Source organism: Acidobacteriota bacterium (assembly GCA_016208495.1).
Taxonomy (GTDB): Bacteria; Acidobacteriota; Blastocatellia; order Chloracidobacteriales; family Chloracidobacteriaceae; genus JACQXX01.
In genome coordinates, this window is the sequence record JACQXX010000070.1 from 43,499 (window position 1) to 65,360 (window position 21,862).

At 49.6% G+C, this 21,862-nt stretch carries 19 protein-coding genes and 2 pseudogenes; 6 read left to right on the forward strand and 15 right to left on the reverse strand.

Annotated features, from left to right (window positions below; genetic code table 11):
* Positions 1 to 36 precede the first annotated feature (36 nt).
* Positions 37 to 936, reverse strand: a complete 900-nt coding sequence (locus HY774_12905) for a class I SAM-dependent methyltransferase (protein ID MBI4749384.1) — start codon at positions 934 to 936, stop codon at positions 37 to 39.
* A gap of 37 nt (positions 937 to 973) precedes the next feature.
* Here HY774_12905 and HY774_12910 point away from each other — a divergent pair, with 37 nt between their 5' ends.
* Entirely contained in the window at positions 974 to 1,771 is a 798-nt protein-coding gene (locus HY774_12910; protein MBI4749385.1) for a mechanosensitive ion channel family protein, read from the forward strand.
* A gap of 32 nt (positions 1,772 to 1,803) precedes the next feature.
* Positions 1,804 to 2,805, forward strand: a complete 1,002-nt coding sequence (locus HY774_12915; GenBank protein MBI4749386.1) for a VWA domain-containing protein — start codon at positions 1,804 to 1,806, stop codon at positions 2,803 to 2,805.
* A gap of 276 nt (positions 2,806 to 3,081) precedes the next feature.
* Here the strand turns inward: HY774_12915 and bamE are convergent, their stop codons facing one another.
* Entirely contained in the window at positions 3,082 to 3,591 is a 510-nt protein-coding gene (gene bamE / locus HY774_12920; GenBank protein MBI4749387.1) for an outer membrane protein assembly factor BamE, read from the reverse strand.
* 333 nt (positions 3,592 to 3,924) lie between these two features.
* Positions 3,925 to 6,168 (reverse strand): DUF3488 domain-containing protein, encoded by a 2,244-nt coding sequence (locus HY774_12925; GenBank protein ID MBI4749388.1) that lies wholly within the window; start codon positions 6,166 to 6,168, stop codon positions 3,925 to 3,927.
* 277 nt (positions 6,169 to 6,445) lie between these two features.
* Here HY774_12925 and HY774_12930 point away from each other — a divergent pair, with 277 nt between their 5' ends.
* Complete coding sequence (locus HY774_12930) at positions 6,446 to 7,000, forward strand: polyketide cyclase (GenBank protein MBI4749389.1); 555 nt, start codon at positions 6,446 to 6,448, stop codon at positions 6,998 to 7,000.
* Positions 7,001 to 7,078: 78 nt separating this feature from the next.
* Complete coding sequence (locus tag HY774_12935) at positions 7,079 to 7,984, forward strand: DUF4351 domain-containing protein (GenBank protein MBI4749390.1); 906 nt, start codon at positions 7,079 to 7,081, stop codon at positions 7,982 to 7,984.
* 78 nt (positions 7,985 to 8,062) lie between these two features.
* Here the strand turns inward: HY774_12935 and mutS are convergent, their stop codons facing one another.
* Complete coding sequence (gene mutS / locus HY774_12940) at positions 8,063 to 10,735, reverse strand: DNA mismatch repair protein MutS (protein ID MBI4749391.1); 2,673 nt, start codon at positions 10,733 to 10,735, stop codon at positions 8,063 to 8,065.
* Positions 10,736 to 10,943: 208 nt separating this feature from the next.
* Between mutS and HY774_12945 the strand changes: the two genes are divergently transcribed.
* Together HY774_12945 and HY774_12950 are read left to right on the forward strand one after the other, a co-directional pair.
* Positions 10,944 to 11,156 carry a helix-turn-helix transcriptional regulator gene (locus tag HY774_12945; protein MBI4749392.1) on the forward strand — a complete coding sequence of 71 codons (213 nt, stop codon included), beginning with the start codon at positions 10,944 to 10,946 and terminating at the stop codon, positions 11,154 to 11,156.
* Complete coding sequence (locus HY774_12950; GenBank protein MBI4749393.1) at positions 11,153 to 11,719, forward strand: restriction endonuclease; 567 nt, start codon at positions 11,153 to 11,155, stop codon at positions 11,717 to 11,719. The genes HY774_12945 and HY774_12950 overlap by 4 nt, the downstream gene beginning before the upstream one ends.
* On the opposite strand, the gene HY774_12955 is transcribed toward HY774_12950, so the two are convergent.
* The 11 genes and pseudogenes from HY774_12955 to HY774_13005 form a co-directional block, all read right to left on the reverse strand.
* A complete protein-coding gene (locus HY774_12955; protein ID MBI4749394.1) occupies positions 11,667 to 12,644 on the reverse strand; it encodes a site-specific DNA-methyltransferase in 978 nt (325 codons plus the stop codon). The genes HY774_12950 and HY774_12955 overlap by 53 nt on opposite strands.
* Positions 12,645 to 12,795: 151 nt before the next feature.
* Entirely contained in the window at positions 12,796 to 13,296 is a 501-nt protein-coding gene (locus HY774_12960; protein ID MBI4749395.1) for an NUDIX domain-containing protein, read from the reverse strand.
* Between the two features lie 410 nt (positions 13,297 to 13,706).
* On the reverse strand, positions 13,707 to 14,621 hold the full coding sequence (locus tag HY774_12965) for a formylglycine-generating enzyme family protein (protein ID MBI4749396.1): 915 nt from the start codon (positions 14,619 to 14,621) through the stop codon (positions 13,707 to 13,709).
* A gap of 6 nt (positions 14,622 to 14,627) precedes the next feature.
* Positions 14,628 to 15,842: pseudogene (locus tag HY774_12970) on the reverse strand (formylglycine-generating enzyme family protein).
* Positions 15,828 to 16,640 (reverse strand): annotated as a pseudogene (locus tag HY774_12975) (serine/threonine protein kinase). The pseudogenes HY774_12970 and HY774_12975 overlap by 15 nt, the downstream one beginning before the upstream one ends.
* Before the next feature lie 217 nt (positions 16,641 to 16,857).
* On the reverse strand, positions 16,858 to 17,376 hold the full coding sequence (locus tag HY774_12980; GenBank protein ID MBI4749397.1) for a GNAT family N-acetyltransferase: 519 nt from the start codon (positions 17,374 to 17,376) through the stop codon (positions 16,858 to 16,860).
* On the reverse strand, positions 17,373 to 17,660 hold the full coding sequence (locus tag HY774_12985; protein ID MBI4749398.1) for a DUF1778 domain-containing protein: 288 nt from the start codon (positions 17,658 to 17,660) through the stop codon (positions 17,373 to 17,375). The genes HY774_12980 and HY774_12985 overlap by 4 nt, the downstream gene beginning before the upstream one ends.
* 113 nt (positions 17,661 to 17,773) lie before the next feature.
* Positions 17,774 to 18,403, reverse strand: coding sequence for a response regulator transcription factor (locus tag HY774_12990; protein MBI4749399.1), 630 nt, complete (start codon positions 18,401 to 18,403; stop codon positions 17,774 to 17,776).
* 122 nt (positions 18,404 to 18,525) lie between these two features.
* Entirely contained in the window at positions 18,526 to 19,629 is a 1,104-nt protein-coding gene (locus HY774_12995; protein MBI4749400.1) for an aminotransferase class I/II-fold pyridoxal phosphate-dependent enzyme, read from the reverse strand.
* A gap of 41 nt (positions 19,630 to 19,670) precedes the next feature.
* Positions 19,671 to 20,936, reverse strand: a complete 1,266-nt coding sequence (locus tag HY774_13000) for a hypothetical protein (GenBank protein ID MBI4749401.1) — start codon at positions 20,934 to 20,936, stop codon at positions 19,671 to 19,673.
* 36 nt (positions 20,937 to 20,972) lie between these two features.
* On the reverse strand, positions 20,973 to 21,728 hold the full coding sequence (locus tag HY774_13005; GenBank protein MBI4749402.1) for an enoyl-CoA hydratase/isomerase family protein: 756 nt from the start codon (positions 21,726 to 21,728) through the stop codon (positions 20,973 to 20,975).
* Between the last annotated feature and the right edge of the window lie 134 nt (positions 21,729 to 21,862).

Genomic DNA, 21,862 nt, shown 5'->3' on the forward strand with positions numbered 1-21,862 from the left:
CAACCAGGCCCACCCACTGACGCGGGTGGTACTGACTCACCTGGGTTTGCGCAAGACCGCCACCACGCGATGGGTAAACATTTCCTGGATGAAGGGAATCGTTGCCAGCCAGACAAAAAACCAGCCGTAATATTTCATTTTCCAGGCGTGGTACCGCCGGTTGGCTTTGGTAAAAAGCGGCAGGCAGGTGAAGGTGTCAACCTCAAATCCAGATTGTTGGAGCATGGCGCGAAATGATCGAATCGTCAGGCCATTAAGCGAATACAAAATATGGCCAGGATAAAGCGCCAGCGGTTGGAACGTCCCTTTTCGACTGGCCAGGATTTCGTCAATTGCCTGCAACAGTGTCGAGGCGGAAAACAGCACGCTGGCATAAGGCATGTGCGAGACATAGCCTTCCAGGTGGGCACCGGTTGGATGATGGTATGGCGGAAAAACAAGCCAGAATTCGCCGCCTGGTTTGAGCACTCGAAAGCATTCGGCCAAACATTGCTGCGGATTTTGAACGTGCTCAAAGACGTCATAACAAAAAATGGCGTCAAGGCTGGCGGATTCAAACGGCAGCGATTCGCCGACACCAGCCACAAACGACACACTGGTTGTCTCTTTGCGTCGGGCAAATTCGCGGGCACAATCCACAATGCGCTGGTCAATTTCAATACCAATGGTGGTTCCCTGGATTTTCTGCTGAAAGGCAACTGTCCGCCCGCCAAAGCCGCAGCCCAGGTCGAGCAGTGTTTTCCCCAGGGGAAGCGGCCTGTTTTCAAACAGTTTCAAAAAACCACTGGTGAGTTCGTCGTTGAATTCTTCTTGAGCCCGACCAAGGCCACTTTCAAGCGTGAGTTGGTCAAGCGGGAGGTAATCGGGTGAGGGAAAAGCCGGAGCCAAACGAAGATACGCTTTGGCCAGCCCCACCCACAGTGTATGGATAACCATGCTGGATTCCTGATGAAAAGTGAGATGTGTTTACACCATGCCTTTATCCGAACATCTTTGGCAAGTCTTCTTCAAGGTCAACGACTTTGTCCTCAGCCATGCCCCCGAAGTCATTGGGGCGTTGCTCTGTGTTGGCCTGACCTGGATTATGGGTCGGGTGACCCGGACGGCGATCCAGGTCGCAATGACCAGAACCGATGCTGGTCCCAATATTCGTTCGCTGGTGTCCCAGAGCGGTTACATTGGCGTGTGGGTTCTTGGGCTGGCGATTTCGCTTTCCCTGCTCAATGTCAATCTGGCTGGAGTGCTGGCAGCGTTGGGAATCACCGGGGCGGCCCTGGGGTTGGGGCTGCGCGATGTCATCTCCAACATGGTCTGCGGGATTATCTTATTGAGTGTGCAGCCATTTAGCCTTGGTGATACGGTGGTGATTGAAGGGAATGAAGGCACGGTCGAAGATATTAAAATCCGAGTGACGACACTGCGAACCGGGGATGGGAAACAAATCCAGATTCCAAATAGCCGTGTCTTTGCCGCCAATATTACCAATCTGTCAGCCTATACCGAGCGACGGCCAGGTTTTGTAATCAAAGTTGCCGGTTTCCATCAACCAGATGCGGTCAGAAAAATTTTGCTTGAATCTGTAAAATCAGTTTCCGGCGTACTAGCCGAGCCTGCCGCCTCGGTTCAGTTAACGGATTTGAACGGAGAAGCCCTCACCTTTGAAATTGCTTTTTCAGTTGATACCACCCGCGCCTCTCTTGGCGACGTTCAGCGCACGGTGCGGGAAACGGTCCGAGCCCGGCTGCTAACCAACCACATCCGGTTGGTTTAATTCCTCTTGAAAGGTAATTGAGCAGCATGAAGATGTTTTATCTGATAGGTGTGCTTGCGCTGTGTTTATGCAGTGCCCCAGTAAAAGCACAAACCGAGAACAATCAAACTGACGATGTGATTCGTCAACACATTGATGTTGTGACATTTGATGCGTTTGTTCACACGCACAAAACCGGCCAGTCCATTGCAAACTTGAAAGCAACGGATTTCAAGCTGTATGAAGACGGCGTTGAGAAGGAAATTGAGTATTTCAGCCAGGACAAACTCCCACTTTCGGTGCTTTTTTTGCTTGATGTCAGCGGGAGCGTCTTGCCAATTTACAAGGAATTGCGTGACGAGGCGCTGCACGCAGTCGAGCGCTTTAAACCCGAAGATGAAATCGCCTTGATGGTTTTCTCAACGGAAGCCCAGCTTGTTCAGGGATTTACCAAAGATCGAAACCAGTTCGCCGATGCACTGGAAAATCTTGATCAAAAGGTCAAAGTTGGTGGTGGAACGTTTCTCAATGAAGGGGTGTATCATGCCACGCGGTATTTACGGAACGCGGCCACCCCAAATAACCGAAAAGTGGTGATTGTGATCACTGATAATCTGGCGAATAAACCTTTGAAAAAAGGCAAGACTCACAATGAAAACGAAGCAATGGCTGAATTAATCGAATCAGGAGGGGTCATCTGTGGAATTATCGTGAAAAGCTGGATTTCCAATGTGGCAACCTATCATCCAGTTGCCGCTCTGATGCGAACGCTGACCCAGCCTGGATCGGTCAATCATTATGCCGAAGAATCAGGCGGGACGGTTATTTCCAGCCGAACTGAGCAGTTTGAGGAAACGCTGGGAAAGTTGGTTGATAATCTGCGAGCCCGGTACAGCTTTGGGTATACCTGCTCACCTGATGCCCGGGATGGGAAAGTCCACAAAATCAAATTGAAGCCGCGTCCGGAAGTCGAAAAGCGCGAAGGAAAAATTGCCATCAAAACCATTCGTGGTTTCAAATTTTCAAAAACAGGTGAGCGCACCAGGACAAAATAAGACCAGTTTGTAGTCAGTGGTCAGTGGTCAGTCGTTCACGCACTTCATTTGATTGAATGACCTGACTGTTTTCTCATCTTTCCAGATCTTACCTGCCTGGTGCCATTTCAAAGGTATTTCAAAAAAGAAACCAAAACACACTGCAAGTCGAAAGAGAATAAAATCGCAATTTTCAGTTTCAGTGAATATGTACCGTGAGGGCCTGTGAGCACAGAAGTGTAATGACTCTGTTGTCACAGGCCCTTTTTAACAAGACTTAAAAGACTTCTGGCTGGTTTAGTGTTTTTCCGGTTGCCTGGCTTGCTTGTTTGGAATTGGAGTGGATGGATCGCCGATTTCCTTTAGAGGAAATAAATTTGTCGGCAAAGCCCAGTGAGTTCTACAACTTTCGTCAAAGAATACTTCAACGCACTGATCTTCTTTGGTATTGAACGAAAAAGGATCTTTTCGATAAAAAAAATAAACCCAGACTGATCCAATGTATGGAGGCGGGCTGATATCTGGGAGATACAACTCCTTCGAAAAATGAGGAGTTCCCAGTATCTGTTGAACCTCATCCTTGCTCAGGCCAGTTTTGAGTTTTTTATAGTTCGCTAAAACTCTTTTCTTCATGAGGTCGGAAATTGTGAATGGAAAGGTGTTTTTCATCACAAATTCGCGGAACTGCTTTTGGTAATCCTGACACGGAGATTTTTGAACCGGAGGTACTTGACCCCTGATAGATTGAAAAATCAGAGGCGATAGACAAACCAGACTCAAGAAAAGAAACCAGGAGTGTCGAGACATAATCAGTTTGATAGTTTTGGAGTCTGCTTGGATAAGCAACACTGGTCAGTGTCGCGATCAATTGAATGAGATGAATTGAATTCAATATTCTTTCTTAGGGACTGTAAAAATACAACTTCCCGTTTTTATCGAAAGTCACCCGGAGAGATCCAATTTCAGAACAGGAAACCACGAAAACCACGAAAACCACGAAAAAGAAATCCAAAGACTTCAATGGGGTCTGAGCTTTTGTCAGGGAAAGTGCCACCGAACTCAAAAGAAAATGGCTTCGACCCAAATGAAAATCGGGAAGTTGTTTTTTAACGCTCCCTTAATTTCGTCAGCCCGACGTCTTCAGCCCCTCTTCCGCCGTTGCCGGACGGCTTCTTTCACGCGCTTCAGCATTTCCTGCATCCGCTTGACGTCAAGTGCTGCCTGTTCATCGCGTCCATACCGAACCCGATTGTAATACTCAGTGACCGCCAGAACCTCAGGCATATGCGTCTGGGCGGCAAATTCAAGTGGTGTCAAATACTTTGGTTTTTTCCAGCCAAAGCGGGCCATGATGGACAGCATTTCATTATAGAAAAGCACCACTGCACCCTGTGGGTTTTTCGGCGCCGTCAATCGAATCCAGGGAACCAGTAACCACTTGCTCCACCAGGCGGTAAAAAAGGTTTCGGGTGACTTTCTCAACTGGCGAATGAGGACCATGATTTGCACAAGTATGATCAAGGCGCCGGTTAACAGGGCAAATGACCAGAGTGCGGCTGGAAACATTGGGTGATGAAGTGTTCCAGCCGCCACCTGATCAAACTGGCGCAGGAATGTGGAAACTCGTTCGCGATAGGACTTCATCCAGAGCTGGTATTTGGATTGATACCCAATGACAGTTTCCTGGGCAGTTCGAGCCAGTGATTTTTGCCGGTCAGTATCATAGGTCACCACCCAGTCAATCCAAAACAACCGCAACGCATCCAAATAGCGATTGAAATAGCCCGAAAACGTGGCATCCACGACATCAGGCCCAGCCGGCGGTGTTGGATCAAAGTCATTCCAGTTCTGGGAATTCGGGAAATAGACTTCAACCCAGGAGTGAGCATCTGATTGACGTACAATATAACTATTATTGAGCGAATTGTACTCTCCGGTTTGAAACCCATTGACCACACGAGCGGCCACGCCGACCGACCGCAACATAATGGTCATGGCTGAGGCAAAATATTCGCAATGTCCTTTCTGGCGAAGGAACAAAAAGTCAACCAACGGATCAGGTTCGCCAGGGGTAGGGGTCTGGTCCAGCGTGTAGGTAAACTGAGATTTGAGATATTTCTCAATCGCAACAGCCTTTTGATAGGGCGTTTGAGCGTTGCCCACCACTTTTTGAGCCAGTTGGCGAATGCGAGGATCAAAGGTGTCTGGGAGTTGGAGATAGAAGGTTCGAATGTCAGGGGTGTAGTTGCCTGGATCCCGTTGCATGGCTTCTTCGGTCAATGAAACTGATTCGGCAACCACCGTATATGAAAGGCGTTGGGCGGAATGAAACCCTGTGTACAGAGAATTTGTCCGGTCATAAGCCAGTTGTTCAAACTGACTGCTCAGAAGCAACGGTTTGCCGGCTACGAACAGAACATCGGTCCCCATCGGCTCCAAATAAAACGTTTGCGTACTTTTTCGCTCAACCGGGACCTGCCGGTTATCCAGCAGAAAGACGCCTCTGGCATCGGGTAAAACCCGTTGTTTTTTATGCGTGAAAGGATTTTTGATCCAGCTATGGCCAGTGAAGGTTGAAAGTGCCAGTCCTCGCCAGCGTAATCTTCGGGTGGCATCGGCTGATCCCTGAACCCGGACATACATGACGACCTTTCTGCTCATCTGGATTTTCCCGACCGACCCAAGTTCAACCGAATCGCTAAATCCACTCAGGGTCACTGATGATTCTGGAGCATTGTAAGCCAGTAGTCCTGTATTCACCCGCGGTATCAAAAAAAAGACTGGAACACTGAGACACATAATCAGGATTCCCATGACACAGGTTGCAACGAGGAGTAGCCGGGTCGGTTTGACGGGTTTTTTCAGGTGCAATCCATCGTGTGAAAAAACGCGTTCAACCTTGGTTGGCCGGATTCCCTGCTGTGCCCGTTTGATCTCAAACGCTTCAAGGGCTGCCAGTCCAGACATCACAAACACCAGAAGCATCACAATGAACAGGGCATCAATGGTTAACCCGGCAGCCAGCAGAACTTCAAACACTGCAAGTAGATACAGGAAAACCCAGTCGCGATCTTCCTTGACCTGAAAGAGCTTGAAAATCGAGACAAACAAGAAAAAGTGAATCAGCACCAGTATCCAGGAATTACTTAAATAACGGTAATCAATCCACAAAAAAGGCAGAAATCCCAATACCAGGCGATTGGCGGTTGTTGCCTGAATCTGGAGTCCGGAATCAGGTGTATCAGCCCGCCAACTGAGAATGATGGCGACCAGATAGACCACAATTGAAAACCCATCAACCTTCCCGGTCAGTGCCAGCGTGGCAAACCCGGAAGTGATCAATGTGTAGGAAACGGTCTTGAAAAACTTATCAATTGAGGTCATATGGATGGTGCTCCGGTCAAAAGAAACTGAAATAGTGAAAGAGTGAAATAGTGAGATAGGAACCCCCGATCTCTTCAGATATTTAGTGACTGGCAGGTGCATAGCAGAAGTCAACCTGGACTACTTCACTACTTCGCTACTTCGCTACCTGCTTTGATTGTATGAGCACCAATCAGAGAATCCAACTGCAATCCCCAACTGGTGACATCTATTGTGCCAGTTATCTTCGGAAAGACGACGCATCATTTCAAACTCAAACAATCAGAGGAAATTAGATATGTCGTCGAATGAATATCATTTTATCACCCGGTGGTGTGTGGACGGGACTATTCAGGAAGTTTCGGATGTGATTGGAGATGTCACTGGACTGGTGCGCTGGTGGCCCTCAGTATATCTGGATGTAACTGTTTTGGAACCAGGTAATTCTGAAGGGGTTGGCAAACTGGTTGAGTTGTATACCAAAGGTTGGTTGCCCTATACGCTCCGCTGGCGATTTCGAGTGACCGAATCACGCAAGCCGTATGGTTTTTCTCTGGAAGCCATCGGCGATTTTGTCGGACGTGGAATCTGGACGTTTACCCAAAATGGCGATCAGGTTGATATTCAGTATGACTGGAAAATCCAGGCGGAAAAACCACTTTTGAAAATGCTGTCAGCGGTGCTCAAACCAATTTTTTCAGCCAATCACCAGTGGGCAATGGCCCGTGGTGAAGAAAGTCTCAAGCTGGAACTCGCCCGCCGTCGTGCTCAAACTGAAATCGAGCGGGTCCAAATTCCAAACCCACCGGGTCCGACTTTTCCTCACAGTTTATGGTACAAGCCAGCCAATTAAAGTGTGATTGACTGGAACGTGCCTTGCTCAAGTTGCATTGAGAGAGACGATTCAATTTTGAAAAGAAAGTGCAACTCAATGCAAACAGACAACTTATGTAAATATTTAGCTGAAAAGTATCCCCAGGATTTTGCTGCCTGGGTTTTAGGGCAACGACCCACCCACATTGAAGTTTTAAAAACCGAACTCAGTATTGAGCCAATTCGGGCTGATTTTGTAACATTTCTTCGTGCGGATGGATGTATTCTTCACCTCGAATTCCAAACCACGGCTGAGAGTGACCCCCCATTGCCATTACGGGTGCTCGATTATTTTGTGCGACTCTATCGCCAGTACCGGGTCCCAATCATCCAGGTTGTAATTCTTTTGGTCGAAACTCAGTCTGGACGTGATTTACCGAGCGAATTTCGACTTGGCGGTACTGTTCACCCGTTTCACGTTATCCGATTATGGGAACAACCACCAGAAGTGTTTTTAAACAACCCGGCGTTGTTACCGTTGGCCGCTTTAACCAGAACCACTGACCCCGGCAGGTTGCTAAAACAAATTGCAACTCAAATTCAATCAATTAACAATGGTGATGTCCGTCGTGACATCAGTACCTGTACTCAGATTTTGGCTGGGCTTCGCTTTGATCAAAATCTCATTCGAGCTTTGCTGAGGGAAAAAACGATGCGTGAATCTGTCATTTACCAGGAAATTTTAGAAGAAGGTTTGCAAGAAGGTCGAGAAAAAGGGTTGCAGCAAGGGTTGCAACAAGGGTTGCAACAAGGGTTGCAACAAGGGTTGCAACAAGGGTTGCAACAAGGGGAAGCGACGGTTGTTTGGCGACTTCTGAATCGTCGGTTGGGCAATCTTCCTCCGGAAATTCACACCCAATTAGAGCAACTTCCGCTCAATCAGCTCGATGAGTTAACCGACATTTTGTTGGATTTTACTTCTATCGAGGAACTCACTGGCTGGTTTGAGAAAAACAAATCGTAGCCATTTTTTTGGGGCTGAAGAAGTCGGATAAATCAGCCCGACGTCTTCAGCCCCAAGCCCAATGTCTTCAGCCCGACCTCACACCAACTGGCTTTGCAGTGCAATCAGGGCTTTTTTCGCTTCTTCCGGCGTAAGGTGTTCAACATCGAGTACCCGCAGGTCGTCAATGACCGACTCGTTGGCTTTATCAAAGAGCGTCGGCTGATTTTTCTTCCAGTCTTTGCGAGACGGCATATGCCGGGCAAGTTTTGGTTTCCCCAAAACATCAAGTTCATTGGCTTCAAGGTTTTCCAGGATTTCCCGTGCGCGACCCAGCACGGCTGCCGGGAGTCCAGCGAGTTTGGCGACTTCGATTCCATAGGATTTACTGGCGCTTCCTTGCACGACCTTGTGGAGAAAGATCAGATGGCCATCTTTGGCGGTAACGGCAAGTTGCACGTTGTGAACGCCAGGAAGTAATTTTTCAAGCTCCACCATTTCGTGATAATGCGTGGCAAAAAGTGTTTTCGCCGCGTGTTGTGGGCTGTTGTGAAGGTGTTCAGCAATGGCCCAGGCCAGCGAGAGTCCATCAAAAGTGGCGGTTCCACGGCCAATTTCATCAAGCAGCACCAGGCTGCGTGGCGTGGCGGTGTTCAAAATATTGGCAGCTTCGGTCATTTCGACCATAAAGGTTGACCGCCCACGCGCCAGATTGTCAGACGCACCAACGCGGGTAAAGACTCGATCCAACAGTGGAAGCCGTGCTTGCGAGGCCGGAACAAAACATCCAATCTGCGCCAAAATCACAATCAATGCCGTTTGCCGCAAATAGACGCTTTTCCCGCCCATGTTCGGTCCAGTGATAATCACCAGCCGGTCTGTGGTGTTGTTGAGATGCACATCATTGGGGACAAATCGTGTCGTGTGAGTTTCAACCACTGGATGGCGCCCATTGATAATGGTCAGTTCGTCATCTTCGTGGAGTTCAGGTCTGACATAGTTGCGCATGGCCGCCAGTTGCGCAAAAGACCCGAGGACATCGAGCGTTGCCAGGATTCGGGCGGTGATTTGAATTCGTCCGATTTGAGCGGCAATCCGTTGTTTCAGTTCAGTAAAGAGCGTTGTTTCAAGCTGGAGAATATTTTGCTCGGCGCTCAGAATTTTTTCTTCATAGTCCTTGAGTTCAGGTGTGATAAAGCGCTCGCCGGTGGCAATGGTTTGTTTGCGTTGATAATCACCAGGGACATTTTTCAAATTGGATTTGGTGATTTCGATAAAGTAGCCAAACACATTATTTGACTTGACCTTGAGCGAAGCAATTCCGGTGCGTTCGCGTTCGCGACGTTCAACCTCGGCAATAAAGCTTTGGGTATTGCTCCGAAGTTCCCGAAGGCTATCCAGTTCAGCATGAAATCCGGCCCGGATGACATTGCCCTCGTCAATTTTCATGGGCGGGCTTTCCGTCAATGCCTCACCGATCCAGCTCCGAACATCGGTCAATTCATCCAGTGATTCATACAGGACCTGGAGCAGTGAACTCTTCATCGTTCCCAGCAATTGTTTCAGGGCCGGAAGCGGTTCCAGACTCGACCCAAGCGCGACCAGATCACGCGGGTTGGCTGTCCCCAGCGAAACCCGGCCCAGCAAGCGCTCGACGTCATACACCTGGGTCAGCCACTGCCGGAGTTTATCCCGATTCATGGTTTGTCGGTGAAGTTCCCCAACTGCATCAAGTCGGGCATTGAGTTCACCCAGTTTAAGCGATGGTCGGAGCAACCACGATTTGAGCAGCCGGGCGCCCATTCCGGTTTGGGTCAGGTCAATCGTTCCAAAGAGCGTTTCACGTTTTCCGCCCTGGATGGCTTCGATGAGTTCCAGATTGCGAACCGTCGCGGCATCAAGCTGCATGTACTCTTGTGGCTCAAAGTAGGAAAGCTCCGTAATGTGTTTGGCATCACACATTTGCGTATCGCGCACATACCGCACAATCGCGGCTGATGCACCAATCGCCCATTTTTTATCACTCAGGCCAAATCCATCGAGTGTTGTGACTTCAAAATGTTGCGTGAGAAAGTCGGTTCCCTGCTCCGGGGCAAACGACCAGTCGTCCAGCAGTGTCAGCACCGTACTGAGCCGAAGGCGCTGGTCGGCTGATTCTTCATCTTCGGCTGGTGTCGGAAGAGCTTCAGTTGAACGTGGCGCAATATGTGGGGCAAAGAGTGGCTCCAAACTCCGTGGACAGAGGATTTCACGTGGATTGAACTGCTCAAGTTGTAAGAGTGTATTGGTGAAATGATCGGGCCCGGCAAATTCTGTCGCTTGAAATTCACCGGTGGAAAGATCGAGAAACGCAGCGGCCATGTGGTCTCCGGCGCCAAAAACGGCGGCCAGATACTGATTGTCAGTACCTTCCAGAAGCTGTTCGTCAATGGCTGTTCCTGGGGTAATCACGCGCACGACTTTGCGTTTTACCAGCTTCACGGCGGCAGAGGCTTCTTCGACCTGTTCGCACAGCGCGACGCGATACCCTTTTTTGATCAATCGCGAAAGATAATGTTTAAGGGCATGGTGGGGCACGCCGCACATCGGCACCGGGTTGTCGGTTTCTTTATGGCGGGCGGTGAGGGTGATTGAAAGTTCACGCGCGCCGATTTCAGCGTCTTCATAAAACATTTCATAAAAGTCGCCAAGCCGGAAAAATAACAGGGTGCCAGGATATTGTTTGCGAATTTCGTGATACTGCCGAAGCATCGGCGTATTTGGGCTGCTCATAAGTCTCGGGTTCAGGGTTCAGGGTTCAGGGTTCAGGGTTTCAAAACCGAAACCAGAGACTTTAGAGAGGAAGCCCAAAGTGAGCAAGGGAAGAGTGATAATATGATTCGTTGACCAACGAGCCAAAGGCAAAGCCATATCGCGATTGACGAATACTTGCTACTTATAGACTGTCGCTCATTGGTTATCTTGAGTGTTAAAAAAAGATATGGACGTTACCCGTATCTTTGCTGAGAACATTAAGAAATTCAGGCGAATAAAAGGACTTTCGCAAGAAGCTTTAGCCGATAAAGCTGGGCTTCATCGAACTTATATTGGTGCCGTTGAACGAGGGGAGCGGAATATCACTCTCGTCAATGCCAATCGAATTGCTAAAGCCTTGGACGTCAGTTTGAGCGATTGTTTAAGTGAAAAACCATGACCAACCAACTCCCACTTCAAAAAGCGTTAGATGGGGTTCTTCAACACTATCGAGATTCTTTTTCGAGCAAAGTATATGAAGAAGAAAACAATGAGATTGATCCGCTTATGGATGTATTTGGGATTACACCTGAGTTGAAGCGTGAAAACCGTCAATACTGGGGAAGAGAATTGGGGATGTGCTGGCAGCGACTTATTGTTGAAGTATGCCGCCAAACCCGCCCTGACTTTGCACCACCCTTGAAGTTCAATGCTGATGAGCCATGTGACTTACTGGTTGGGAATCAGGCAATTGATACCAAATATCGAATTGGCTCAGGTGACTCTGGAACGCTCAAAAAGTTTAAAACCTATGCTTCATTATTACGAAACGCCGGGTATGAACCCATTTTGCTGATTGTTCGTGATGATAATCTACCAGCGGCAATCAACGCCTGCCAGATTGGTGGATGGAGTGTTCTAACCGGTAACGCAACCTTCAGTTTTATCCATCAACTCACTGGTTTTGATATCAGAGCTTATCTGATGGCCACAACGTCGGGGTATAAGATTGATCGGTCGTAGATTTTGGTAGCAGGTCTTTTAATTCTGTTTCTGATAACCGACTTTCAATAATCTCCACATACTCTGGCACAATTTCAATGCCAACATAACTCCTCCCAAGGCGCTTGGCCGCCACAAGGGTTGTTCCTGACCCTGCAAATGGGTCCAAGACGATATGCTCACTTGAAGGAGGTACAAAAATGTCAATGAGTTTTTCCATGAGTGCCACAGGTTTGACTGTGCAATGGACATTGTAGTGGTTGTTTTTATCTCGTGGGATGTTTTCTAAAATATTGGATTGGAACGACCCATCCTCATTGATTGCGTGAAATAATCCGACTCCAAATTCAACCAGGGTTTCAAAATAGTTGTTTACAAGTGGCTTTTGGACAACCACGATTGCTTCCCATTCATTTCGTAAACAACTATGCCAGCCTTCCCATTGCTGATACTCAGGCATGCCTTTTTCTTTGAGCTTGGATTGAATATTAAGCCCTTTGGGAATCCCACTTGCCCTCCTGTAAACCAGACAGTCTCGGGCATAAAAACCAGCTCGTTCCATGGCAATTTGGACATGGGCCATTGTTCGAGTACTGTTGAATGCGGCAACAATCGCTCCAGGTTTACACACCCGAAAAACCTCTTCCGCCCACTCAAAACACCATTGCTCATAACTTAGAATGTTTTCTCTCACTCGTTTGTACCACTGGGCATTCCGGACGCCTCCTGCCAGACCGCTCCCATAGGGAATATTCTTGATAAGTGTTTTACTGCTGCTATCTTTCACTTTTTGTAAACGCCGTTCGATTTCTTTGCTATCCCAGTTATGACCAATAAATTCATAGTTATAAGGTGGGTCCGTGATACAGGCGGAAATCGAATCAGCCGGAAATTCCAATAATACCTGTCTGCAATCACCAGTAAAAATCTGGTTTGTGATTTTCATATGCAAACACCCTGGTCCAAATCAAAAATGATATGAATAGTATGCAGGAATGTGATAAGTGTCAAATTTGAGTGTGGTTTAGGAAAGTCTTGATATGGAAAACAGTCGTGGAAAGTGTTAAGACCTGAATAGCTGTAAAGGTATACATGTCCTATTTTCCTGAACGTTGCTGATGAAAATAAGTCTGGGCCACCCGGGTATGGAGCGGGAACGCCAGTTCTTCAAGTACCTCTAACACAACCATTTCCATCGTCTCATCAGTTGGAACGAAGTTAGGGAGTTCGGCCCTTGTCTGTGGCCCGGCCTGACCAAAAATCAACACGGTGCTGTCGGGGGCACTGATCACATCAAAGAGGGAAATTTCAGCCGGGTCAAGCGGAAGACCTGTCTCTTCAAAGACTTCACGGGCTGCAGCCTGTTGCCAGGATTCGCCGAAGTTCACATATCCGCCCGGCAATGCCAGCATTCCTTTGCGTGGTTCGATGCCACGCCGGATCATCAGCAACCCGCTTTCAACTGGAACCAGGACCACGGCGACCGGAATCGGATTACGAAACGTGATGTTTTGGCAATTGCCACAGACACGTGGCCAGGGCTGATCGTCGGCAAATGGGGCGCCGCAAAAGGAACAATGTGAATTGCGTTTGTGCATAGCGAATACCGTTCAGGGTTCAGGGAAGTGTAATTATTTCAATGATTTAACCCTCAAATAGATCAAAGGTATACTTCCAAAATGATATGAGATGTTAAAGGCGAAAAAAGAACCTGCATTTAGACCGCTTCAGAAACTACTGTCAACAAAAAAACACCACGTGAAAGCCGCAGAGGGTGCTGCTTCCACGTGGTGGACAATCTTCGCTCCAGTGCGAAGGGAGTCTAGGGGTTTTGTGCGGGGAGATTGCAGGGTTCTGAGTTCCGGAAAAGACCAAAAGGACTTAAAGGACTTAAAGGACTTAAAAGGTTCAAATTCGAAAACCCGGAACCCGGAACCCGGAACCCGGAACCCGGAACCCGGAACCCGGAACCCGGAACCCGGAACCCGGAACCCGGAACCCGGAATTCTCACATCGGAATCACCACAACTCGAAATCCCTGATTGCTCCGGCGGCTATCAGGTGTGGCCCGATACCGAAACGAAGAGCGGCAGTAGCTGGCATAGTAGGACCACGATCCACCGCGCAAAACCCGGTATTCATAGTCTTTACCGTCATCCCAAACGCTGCCGTCGGTGGGGGCGCCGGCATAGGTATCGTGATACCAGTCTTCACACCATTCATACACATTGCCGTGGACATCGTGCAGACCAAACGCATTCGCCCGTTTTTTCCCGACTGGATGCGTGGTGTCATTCGAATTTTCGTTGTACCAGGCATATTCAATGAGCATTTGCTTGCCACCGCCAAAACAGAAATTGGAATCTGATCCAGCCCGGCAGGCATATTCCCATTCGGCCTCAGACGGCAGGCGATAATAAAACCCTTCCTTCCGCTCATTGAGTTTTTTCAGAAACTCCTGAATATCGAGCCACGACACATTTTCAACCGGGTTATCATTCCGTTTGAAATTGCTTGGGTTGGTACCCATAACCACTTTCCACTGTTCCTGGGTAACTGGGAATTTCCCCATGTAAAAAGGTTGCGGAATAGTCACCGTGTGAATGGGCCGCTCGTTTTCATAGTCATTCGAACCCATTTGAAATTCGCCGGCTGGAATTAGTGCCACTTCAATTTTGATCCCACGACCGATATCCAGCGCGCGTGTCCGAGGAAGATCAGACAGTTGGCGACTGCCTGAACCCCGCGCCAGTGTGGCGGTTGGCGTGGAAATCATACTTGTCGCTGGAAGGGAAGGGCTCATTGGGGCGACTCGTGACGGTGTTGGATGGCTGACTGCCTGGAAGGAACCTGATTTTTGAGCTGCACTGCTTCCTTCGACCAGAATGACCCGAAAGCCGGTGTATCCATTGCGGGCATCCATTGGGCGACTGGCACGACTGGCTGAGCGACAGTTGACGGCACCGGTAATCCAGGACCCTCCTCTGACGACTCGTTTGGATTCACTTGGATTGACCCAGGGAACACCATTGGCCGGGGCACCCTTGTAATTCGGATTCCAGGTGTCGAGACACCACTCGTTGACATTACCGTGCATGTCAAACAACCCAAACAGGTTGGCGGCCCCGAGACTTCCGACCCGCGTGGTTTCATTCCAGTATTTCCCTTTCGGGGCGGAGGCAAACGGGAAATTTCCATCATAATTCACCAAATCTGCCGTCACCGTGTCACCAAACGCAAAAGGAGTGCTGGTATTGGCGCGCGCGGCATATTCCCATTCGGCTTCGGACGGGAGGCGGTACTGTTTGCCGGTTTTCCGCGACAGTCGCTCACAGAACTCAACCGCGTCTTCCCAGGAAATCTGCTCAACCGGACGGTGATCGTCCTTACGAAATGATGGTTCAGGTTTTATATCGCGAGTTACTTTCGGATAACTGGCCACGGCTCGCCATTGAGCCTGGGTTACTGGAAACCGTCCAATGTGAAAAGCTGATACCCGAACCTGATGGATTGGTTTTTCAGATTCCTGGTCAGTGGACCCCATTTGAAAGACCCCCGCGGGCAATGCCACCATTTCCAGTGCCACACCTTGCCCAAGATCTTCGACGAGGCCCTGAACTTTCTTATTTTTAAAATCAATGATATTTCCGGCGGCATCGAGCGTGACCGTGTCAAAGACGAAGGTTTGAATGACGGGTTGTTGGGCCACCGACGTCATTTCTTCCAGTCGAATTTTGGCCAGCTCGACAAATTGCCCGCTGGGAAATTTCGCCAGATAGGCTTCAAAACTCTTGGGATTGGTGCTGCCTTTGATGGAATCCCAAAACGCCAGATCCATCGCATCGGAATTGGTACTGCTGAGCGCTCCAGGCTGGGAATTTTGATTTTGCGGGGTGTCTTCCCGAGCGAATGCCGCGGGCGCTGCTGGCGGAATAAGCGGGCTGACGGGTTGAACTGGCTGGGGGGACTGTCGTTGCGGCATCACGGTTGAAAATTGGGCCAGCGATGCCGATTGCGGCGGGGTTGGGGAGAGTTCAACTTTTGGAAGCTGAAATGGGAACTTGCCGGTTTGTCTTAGCACATTGCCATTGGAAGGTCTGGCAAAGGCCACGGTTGAAGAAACCGCCAGGATTGCTTCCTGCATTTCCCGGGCAGTTTTAAATCGGTCACGGTAGTGCGATTCAATCCCTTTATTTAAAACAGCGGCCAGATGTGGGCTGACCTGACGGGCATATTCGCGCCATTTAATCTCGCCGGTTAACGGGTCATGGAGCGCCGTCGGACATTTCCCGGTCAATGCACTTATGGCAGTCAGGCTTAAACTGTAGAGATCACTTGAAAAGAGCGGCTTTCCGGCGGCTTGCTCAAGCGGCATAAACGCTGGGGTTCCAGCCACAATCGAGCTGGTCGGGTTGGCAGCCATCGTGCCTTGCCCCATGACTTCTTTGACGATGCCAAAATCAATCAGCACATAGCTGTTGGTCTGACGACGGGCGATAATGTTGTCCGGCTTGATGTCGCGATGAATGATTCCCTGGGAATGAATGTAGTCGAGGACTGGCAGGAGATTGAGCAGCATGGTCTGGACTTCATCTTCGCTCATCGAACCTTGCTGTGAGACCTTTTGAGTCAAGGTCAGGCCATCAATCCATTCCTGAACCAGATAAAACATATTGGATTCGGTAAAGTAGGCATACAGCTTTGGAATCTGGCCATTTGAGCCTTCGCTGAGGCGTTCCAAAATGGCAGCTTCGCGGTCAAAGCGTTCCTGAATCAATTGATATTGTTGTGAATCGGCAATTGGTTTGAGCTGTTTGAGGACACAACAGCGTCGGGATGGGAGGTCGAGGTCTTCGGCCACAAACGTGTGTCCAAAAGCGCCTGACCCAAGGGCCTGCAAAATTCGATAGCGGTTTTTTAAGAGAGCCGTGGTCGCAATCATGGGAGTCAACCCTCCTTCAACGAACATTTCTGGAGCGAACGGGGACGTGCAGATTTCTGGGAGAATCTGTCTTGTATCTGTGAAGCCGTGTTGTTTGGGGATTCTTTGCTGGAGAGTCTAGCGAGGATTGAAAAAGCAGGTAGTGGGGAAAGTTGGGGCTTTTCCCCTAACTTTCGATAGGGGTTTTTTCCAGGAGATGAATGACAGGAAGGTTGGGTTAGGGATTCAACAGGCGGGCAATCGTCTTCATCTGGATAAACAGTCGGAATGGTTGATCAATAAATGGTTGGAAGCCATATTTTTCATAGAATGTTTTGGCCCGGTCGTCCTTGGCATCGGCGATAATGGCATAAACAGCCAGGGCCTGACTTGCTTTGAGCACCCGATTGAAAATATCCATCAATAAATACTCACCAAGCCGTTGACCTTGAGTGGACTGATCCACTGCCAGTCGTCCGATGAGGGTTGCTGGTACCGGGTAACGAGGGAGTTTCCTGAGAACTTCCACTGGCAGGCCATCTCGTTCAAAACTTGCCGCACTCAGGGTGTAATAGCCTTTTACTGAAATTTCTCCAAAGGGACAGGCAACAAACACCCGAGCAATATTGCGGGTTTCATCCTGACTGGCATAGTGGCGAATGTAGGTGTCCAGCGCTTTGTATCCACAACGGAAATGCTCGCGTTGATGCTTCTTCGTATCAAAATGCTCGACACGCCAGCGGCCAGGTTGGCTCATTCAGCCTCCTGCATTTCCTGGTAGTGGAGCCAGGCAGCTCGCAAGGCATCGTTTGGTGCTGGCGGATGAATGAGTGCTTCATAAAAAAGATTCCAATCCGGTTCTGACAACGTGATGGTTTCATAATCCGCAATCACTTTCTCTGCAGCCGGTATCGCCTGTGACAATACAAAATCACCAAGCGGGACATGCAGTAATGCCGCCGCCCGTTCAAGTTTGCGTTTGGTACGATCATCCACGCGGATTTGCAGTCGTTCCTGTTTGGTTGGTGTCTTGAGTGCCATTGTTACCTCCTTCTTTCACCTTGATTGAATGATCAATGTACTCCGAGCTGGAGTACGCTTCAAGATGTTGAAAGAATTTCATCTCCCTGACCCCTGAACCCCGAACCCTGACTTTAGTCCAACCGGACCAGCCCACGTTGGAGCGCCGTCGTCACCGCCTGGGTGCGGTCATTGACGTTGAGCTTGCTCAAAATAATGCTCACATAGCCTTTGACCGTGCCTTCGGTCAGCCCGAGCATGTTTGCAATCTCCCGGTTGCTCTTGCCACGCGTCATCAGGCGCAGGACGTCAAGCTCGCGTGGGGTCAATTCAGTGACCGTAAAGCGTTTGGCCAGTTGTTGGGCGACTTCGGCGGGAATACAGCTCTGGCCCTGATGGGCGGCTCGAATCGCATTTAGTAAATCTTTTCCGAGCGTGTCCTTTAATAAATAGCCTTTGGCACCAGCCTGGAGTGCCCGAAAGATGTCTTCGTCGCCGTTGGCAACGCTCAAGACCAGAATGCGGCAGGCGGGGAATTCCGCATGAATGGCCGCCGTGGCTTCGACGCCGTCTTTGATCGGCATGTTGAGGTCCATCACGACCACATCCGGTTGATGACGGCGGTACTGGTCAATCGCTTCCTGACCATTTTTGGCCTGTGCCACAATCTCCATGTCCGCTTCGCGCTGGATAATCACTGACAGCCCTTCACGGACCACTTCGTGATCGTCAACCACCATGACTCGGATTGGATTCACACTCATAAGTATCTTACCGAAAATTCCAAGACATTTTTAACCACGAAAACCACGAAAAACACGAAAAAAATCAAACACTTACAAAATTCAACCTCTCAGTAACCTGGTGACAAGGTACTTCGCCACATCTATTTTCGAAGTTTCAGCAATCGCTCCCCGGCCTGATGGAGCGTCTCGGTTTTTTTGGCAAACATAAAGCGGACTTTGGTGCGGCCATCTTCGGGCGGAGCATAAAAACTGCTGCCTGGAACCACCGCCACGCCAATATCTTTGACCAGCCAGTTGGTGAATTCCAGATCGTGATTCCATCCCAGGCCGGCAATGTCGGTCATCACATAGTAGGCGCCCTCCGGTGCCGAGAAGACAAACCCGGCCTGTTCCAGATAGCCAAGCAACACTTCGCGACGTTCGCGGTATTCGGCCAGCATTTTCTGATAGTAACTGTCTGGAAACGCCATTGCGATGGCCCCGGCCACTTGAAGTGGATGCGGAGCGCCAACCGTCAGAAAATCATGCACTTTCCGAATGCCGTTGGTGACTTCACGCGGCGCGATGCAGTACCCGAGTCGCCAACCCGTCACACTGTAAGTTTTAGAGAGCCCGCTGATGGTCACCGTTCGTTCGGCCATTCCTGGCAGGGTCGCAATGCTGATGTGCGGCTGATCGTTGTAGATGATGTGCTCATAAATTTCATCCGTCAGTGCATAGACATCGTGTTCCTGGCACAGTTCAGCAATCAGGGTCAGTTCTTCGCGGGTGAAAACACGTCCGGTTGGGTTGTTTGGCGTGTTGATGATGATAGCTTTGGTTTTTGGCCCGAACGCCCGGCGGAGTTCGTCAGGGTCAAATTTCCAGTCCGGCGCATACATCGGCACCCACACCGGCTTGGCGCCTGAAAGTAACCCATCTGGACCGTAATTTTCATAAAATGGCTGAAAGGCAATCACTTCATCGCCGGGGTTCACCAGCGCCAGCATGGCAGCCATCATGGCCTCGGTGGCACCACAGCACACCGTGATGTTTTCATCCGGCAGGCAGTCAATCCCATTGAATTGTTTGGCTTTTTCCGCAATCGCTTTGCGCAGGACCGGAGCGCCCCAGGTAATCGCATACTGGTTGAATCCTTCCTGGATGGCACGACAGGCCGCGTCTTTTAACTCCTGGGGTGCTTCGAAATCAGGCATGCCCTGGGCCAGATTGACCGCGCTGTAGAGATTGGCCTGACGGGTCATTTCGCGAATGACCGATTCGGTGAAAAATTTGACTCGTTCAGCTAACACAAAAACTCCTTTTCCAAAGGGGAAGTCACCAGTTGATTCAAAACTTCGTGCAACTCGATATGGTAGGCATAGGTTTCTTTCAGATGTGTGACATAGGCATTCCAGCCAGGTTCATCCTTTGTCTGGGAAAGAAAAATGTTACGAATGGCTGACACGTGCTGCCAGGCTCGTTCCAGGTGTTGATCTTCACCAAGTTCAAGGTAATCAATGACCAGTTTCTGGTAAATCACAATTGCTTCAACTGGGAACAGGTCTTTGATCTTTTCAGCAATCAGCATCTGGGCGCGTTCGGTGATATCCTGTCTGGCAAAGGCGATAACTTCATCCCACTGTTGTTCATACAGCAGGATTTCAGCCAGGAGTTGAGCATTGCCCCGGGCCAGTTCGTGCAGGATTCGCCGCTGATCCGGCCAGTTTCCCAGTTGGGTAGCCAGTGTTTCGATTTGCTGGTACAGCTCAGGCGTAAACCGGCTATAGTGGGCGGTGGCCATCAAAATCCGGCAGAGATTGTGGCTATCAGCCTTCGCCGTATAGTGCTCTGCCAGTCGAAGCAACACCGGGCTGGTCTCGGGTGCTTCAACCTCAGCGGCAAACGCATAGTGGGCAATCTGGATCCGAACCGGCAACTCAGTGACAAACCGTTCCAGGATTTCAACAGATCGCCGGGCATTTCCCTTTGACTGCCAGTAATCAGCCAGTTGGAGAAAGTTGGCTTCGGTTTCCAGATGAGATTCGCGGATGTTGAGAAACTCGTCTTCTTCGCCGAGTTTCAAGTAATACTCAGCCATCCAGTCAAATGCACCTGGAAGGTTGCTTTCGACCAGTCGTTCAATCAGGTAGCGGTATTCGGCTTCGGTCGTGGCCAGTGTATCAATCCCAGCTTTCAGTTTTGACAGCACGGACCCAAATGCACACATGTCCCATTCACAGGCTTCCAGCAGGTGGTCCAGATATTGATCCTGAGACTCACTGGATCGGGCGTTTTGAACGGCCTGCACATACCCGGCAATCGCCCGCTCAAACTGAACCGTTCCCAGTGGAAATTCACGAAACTGGTCATTCCCGGTTTTGAGAAAGTGCCAGCAGGCTTCGATTTGTTCTTTGGGTGGTAATGCGGCAATTTGGATTAAGAGAGACTCAAGTTCCGGATAGGTTTCCAGTTCGTCATATTCATAAGTCTCAAGGTCCGTTTCGTTTTCCAGCCGATCAAGCAGCCGCTGAAAAATCCACGGGGTGGCTTTTTTTACATCTTTGAGCATGGAATGTAGTACTTGGTGCTTGTCACAAATGAAATGCTAGCTTGACTTTGACTTGCTGATTTTTGAATAGACCCTCTGGAGGTCTGCTTTGTGTTCCGGTGAGTCAAGACACCCGATGAAGGTCCGATTGATTTCGGCCAGGGCGGCTTTGGTGTCGAGATCAATCAATTCACGGGTGAGGCGCTTGGTTTCAAACAGCGCATACCGTGATCTTGAAGCCATCAACTCAGCCATTTTTAATGCTTTTGGAAGGACTTCGTCTTCTGGATGGACGTGGTTGACCAGCCCAATGCGATAGGCTTCTTCGGCTGAAATCGGAAGTCCAGTCAGCGAAAGCTCTTTGGCGCGAGCCAGCCCAATGGATTTATAAAGCGGGTGAATGATCTGCGTTAGCCCAATATTGATTTCTGCCTGACCAAACTGAGCCGTTTCAGAGGCAATGCGCAGGTCGCAAAAGGCGGCCAGGTCAAATCCGCCAGCCAGGGCCGCACCGCGAACGGCGGCAATCACTGGTTGCGGTTGCTCCCAAATCTGAACAAAGAGTGATGAAACCGTCTCCAGATACGCCAGCTTTTCATCTGGGGTCCAGGTCAGCAGCAACGCCAGATCCAGCCCGGCACAGAAGTTTTTCCCGGCACCAGTCAGGACAATGGCATTTACCGCCTGATCTGTTGCGGCCTCTTTCAAAACAACCAGAAGTGATTTGACCAGATCCGGATGGAGGGAATTGCTCTTCGCCGGATTATTCAGGGTGATGGTGAGGACTTTGCCTTGATGTTCGGTGAGGATCATAGGAGTAATATCAGGTTGTAGTCAGTAGTCAGTAGTCAGTAGTCAGTAGTCGAGTGTTGGGGTTTAGGAGTTCATGTCAAGTGTATTTTGTTCGATTTGAGTCATTTATGAACCATGCTCGTCAAGAAATTCAC

Excerpts from the sequence above, each read along its gene's own strand:
- HY774_12905 (MBI4749384.1), bottom strand. The coding sequence starts at position 936 with ATGGTTATCCATACACTGTGGGTGGGGCTGGCCAAAGCGTATCTTCGT.
- HY774_12950 (MBI4749393.1), top strand. The coding sequence starts at position 11,153 with ATGACCAACCAACTCCCACTTCAAAAAGCGTTAGATGGGGTTCTTCAA.
- HY774_13005 (MBI4749402.1), bottom strand. The coding sequence starts at position 21,728 with ATGATCCTCACCGAACATCAAGGCAAAGTCCTCACCATCACCCTGAAT.
- HY774_12935 (MBI4749390.1), top strand. The coding sequence starts at position 7,079 with ATGCAAACAGACAACTTATGTAAATATTTAGCTGAAAAGTATCCCCAG.
- HY774_12930 (MBI4749389.1), top strand. The coding sequence starts at position 6,446 with ATGTCGTCGAATGAATATCATTTTATCACCCGGTGGTGTGTGGACGGG.
- HY774_12990 (MBI4749399.1), bottom strand. The coding sequence starts at position 18,403 with ATGAGTGTGAATCCAATCCGAGTCATGGTGGTTGACGATCACGAAGTG.
- HY774_12925 (MBI4749388.1), bottom strand. The coding sequence starts at position 6,168 with ATGACCTCAATTGATAAGTTTTTCAAGACCGTTTCCTACACATTGATC.
- HY774_13000 (MBI4749401.1), bottom strand. The coding sequence starts at position 20,936 with ATGCTCAAAGATGTAAAAAAAGCCACCCCGTGGATTTTTCAGCGGCTG.
- HY774_12980 (MBI4749397.1), bottom strand. The coding sequence starts at position 17,376 with ATGAGCCAACCTGGCCGCTGGCGTGTCGAGCATTTTGATACGAAGAAG.
- HY774_12965 (MBI4749396.1), bottom strand. The coding sequence starts at position 14,621 with ATGGATGCCCGCAATGGATACACCGGCTTTCGGGTCATTCTGGTCGAA.
- mutS (MBI4749391.1), bottom strand. The coding sequence starts at position 10,735 with ATGAGCAGCCCAAATACGCCGATGCTTCGGCAGTATCACGAAATTCGC.
- HY774_12960 (MBI4749395.1), bottom strand. The coding sequence starts at position 13,296 with ATGCACAAACGCAATTCACATTGTTCCTTTTGCGGCGCCCCATTTGCC.
- HY774_12985 (MBI4749398.1), bottom strand. The coding sequence starts at position 17,660 with ATGGCACTCAAGACACCAACCAAACAGGAACGACTGCAAATCCGCGTG.
- HY774_12915 (MBI4749386.1), top strand. The coding sequence starts at position 1,804 with ATGTTTTATCTGATAGGTGTGCTTGCGCTGTGTTTATGCAGTGCCCCA.
- HY774_12945 (MBI4749392.1), top strand. The coding sequence starts at position 10,944 with ATGGACGTTACCCGTATCTTTGCTGAGAACATTAAGAAATTCAGGCGA.
- bamE (MBI4749387.1), bottom strand. The coding sequence starts at position 3,591 with ATGTCTCGACACTCCTGGTTTCTTTTCTTGAGTCTGGTTTGTCTATCG.
- HY774_12995 (MBI4749400.1), bottom strand. The coding sequence starts at position 19,629 with ATGACCCGTCAGGCCAATCTCTACAGCGCGGTCAATCTGGCCCAGGGC.
- HY774_12955 (MBI4749394.1), bottom strand. The coding sequence starts at position 12,644 with ATGAAAATCACAAACCAGATTTTTACTGGTGATTGCAGACAGGTATTA.
- HY774_12910 (MBI4749385.1), top strand. The coding sequence starts at position 974 with ATGCCTTTATCCGAACATCTTTGGCAAGTCTTCTTCAAGGTCAACGAC.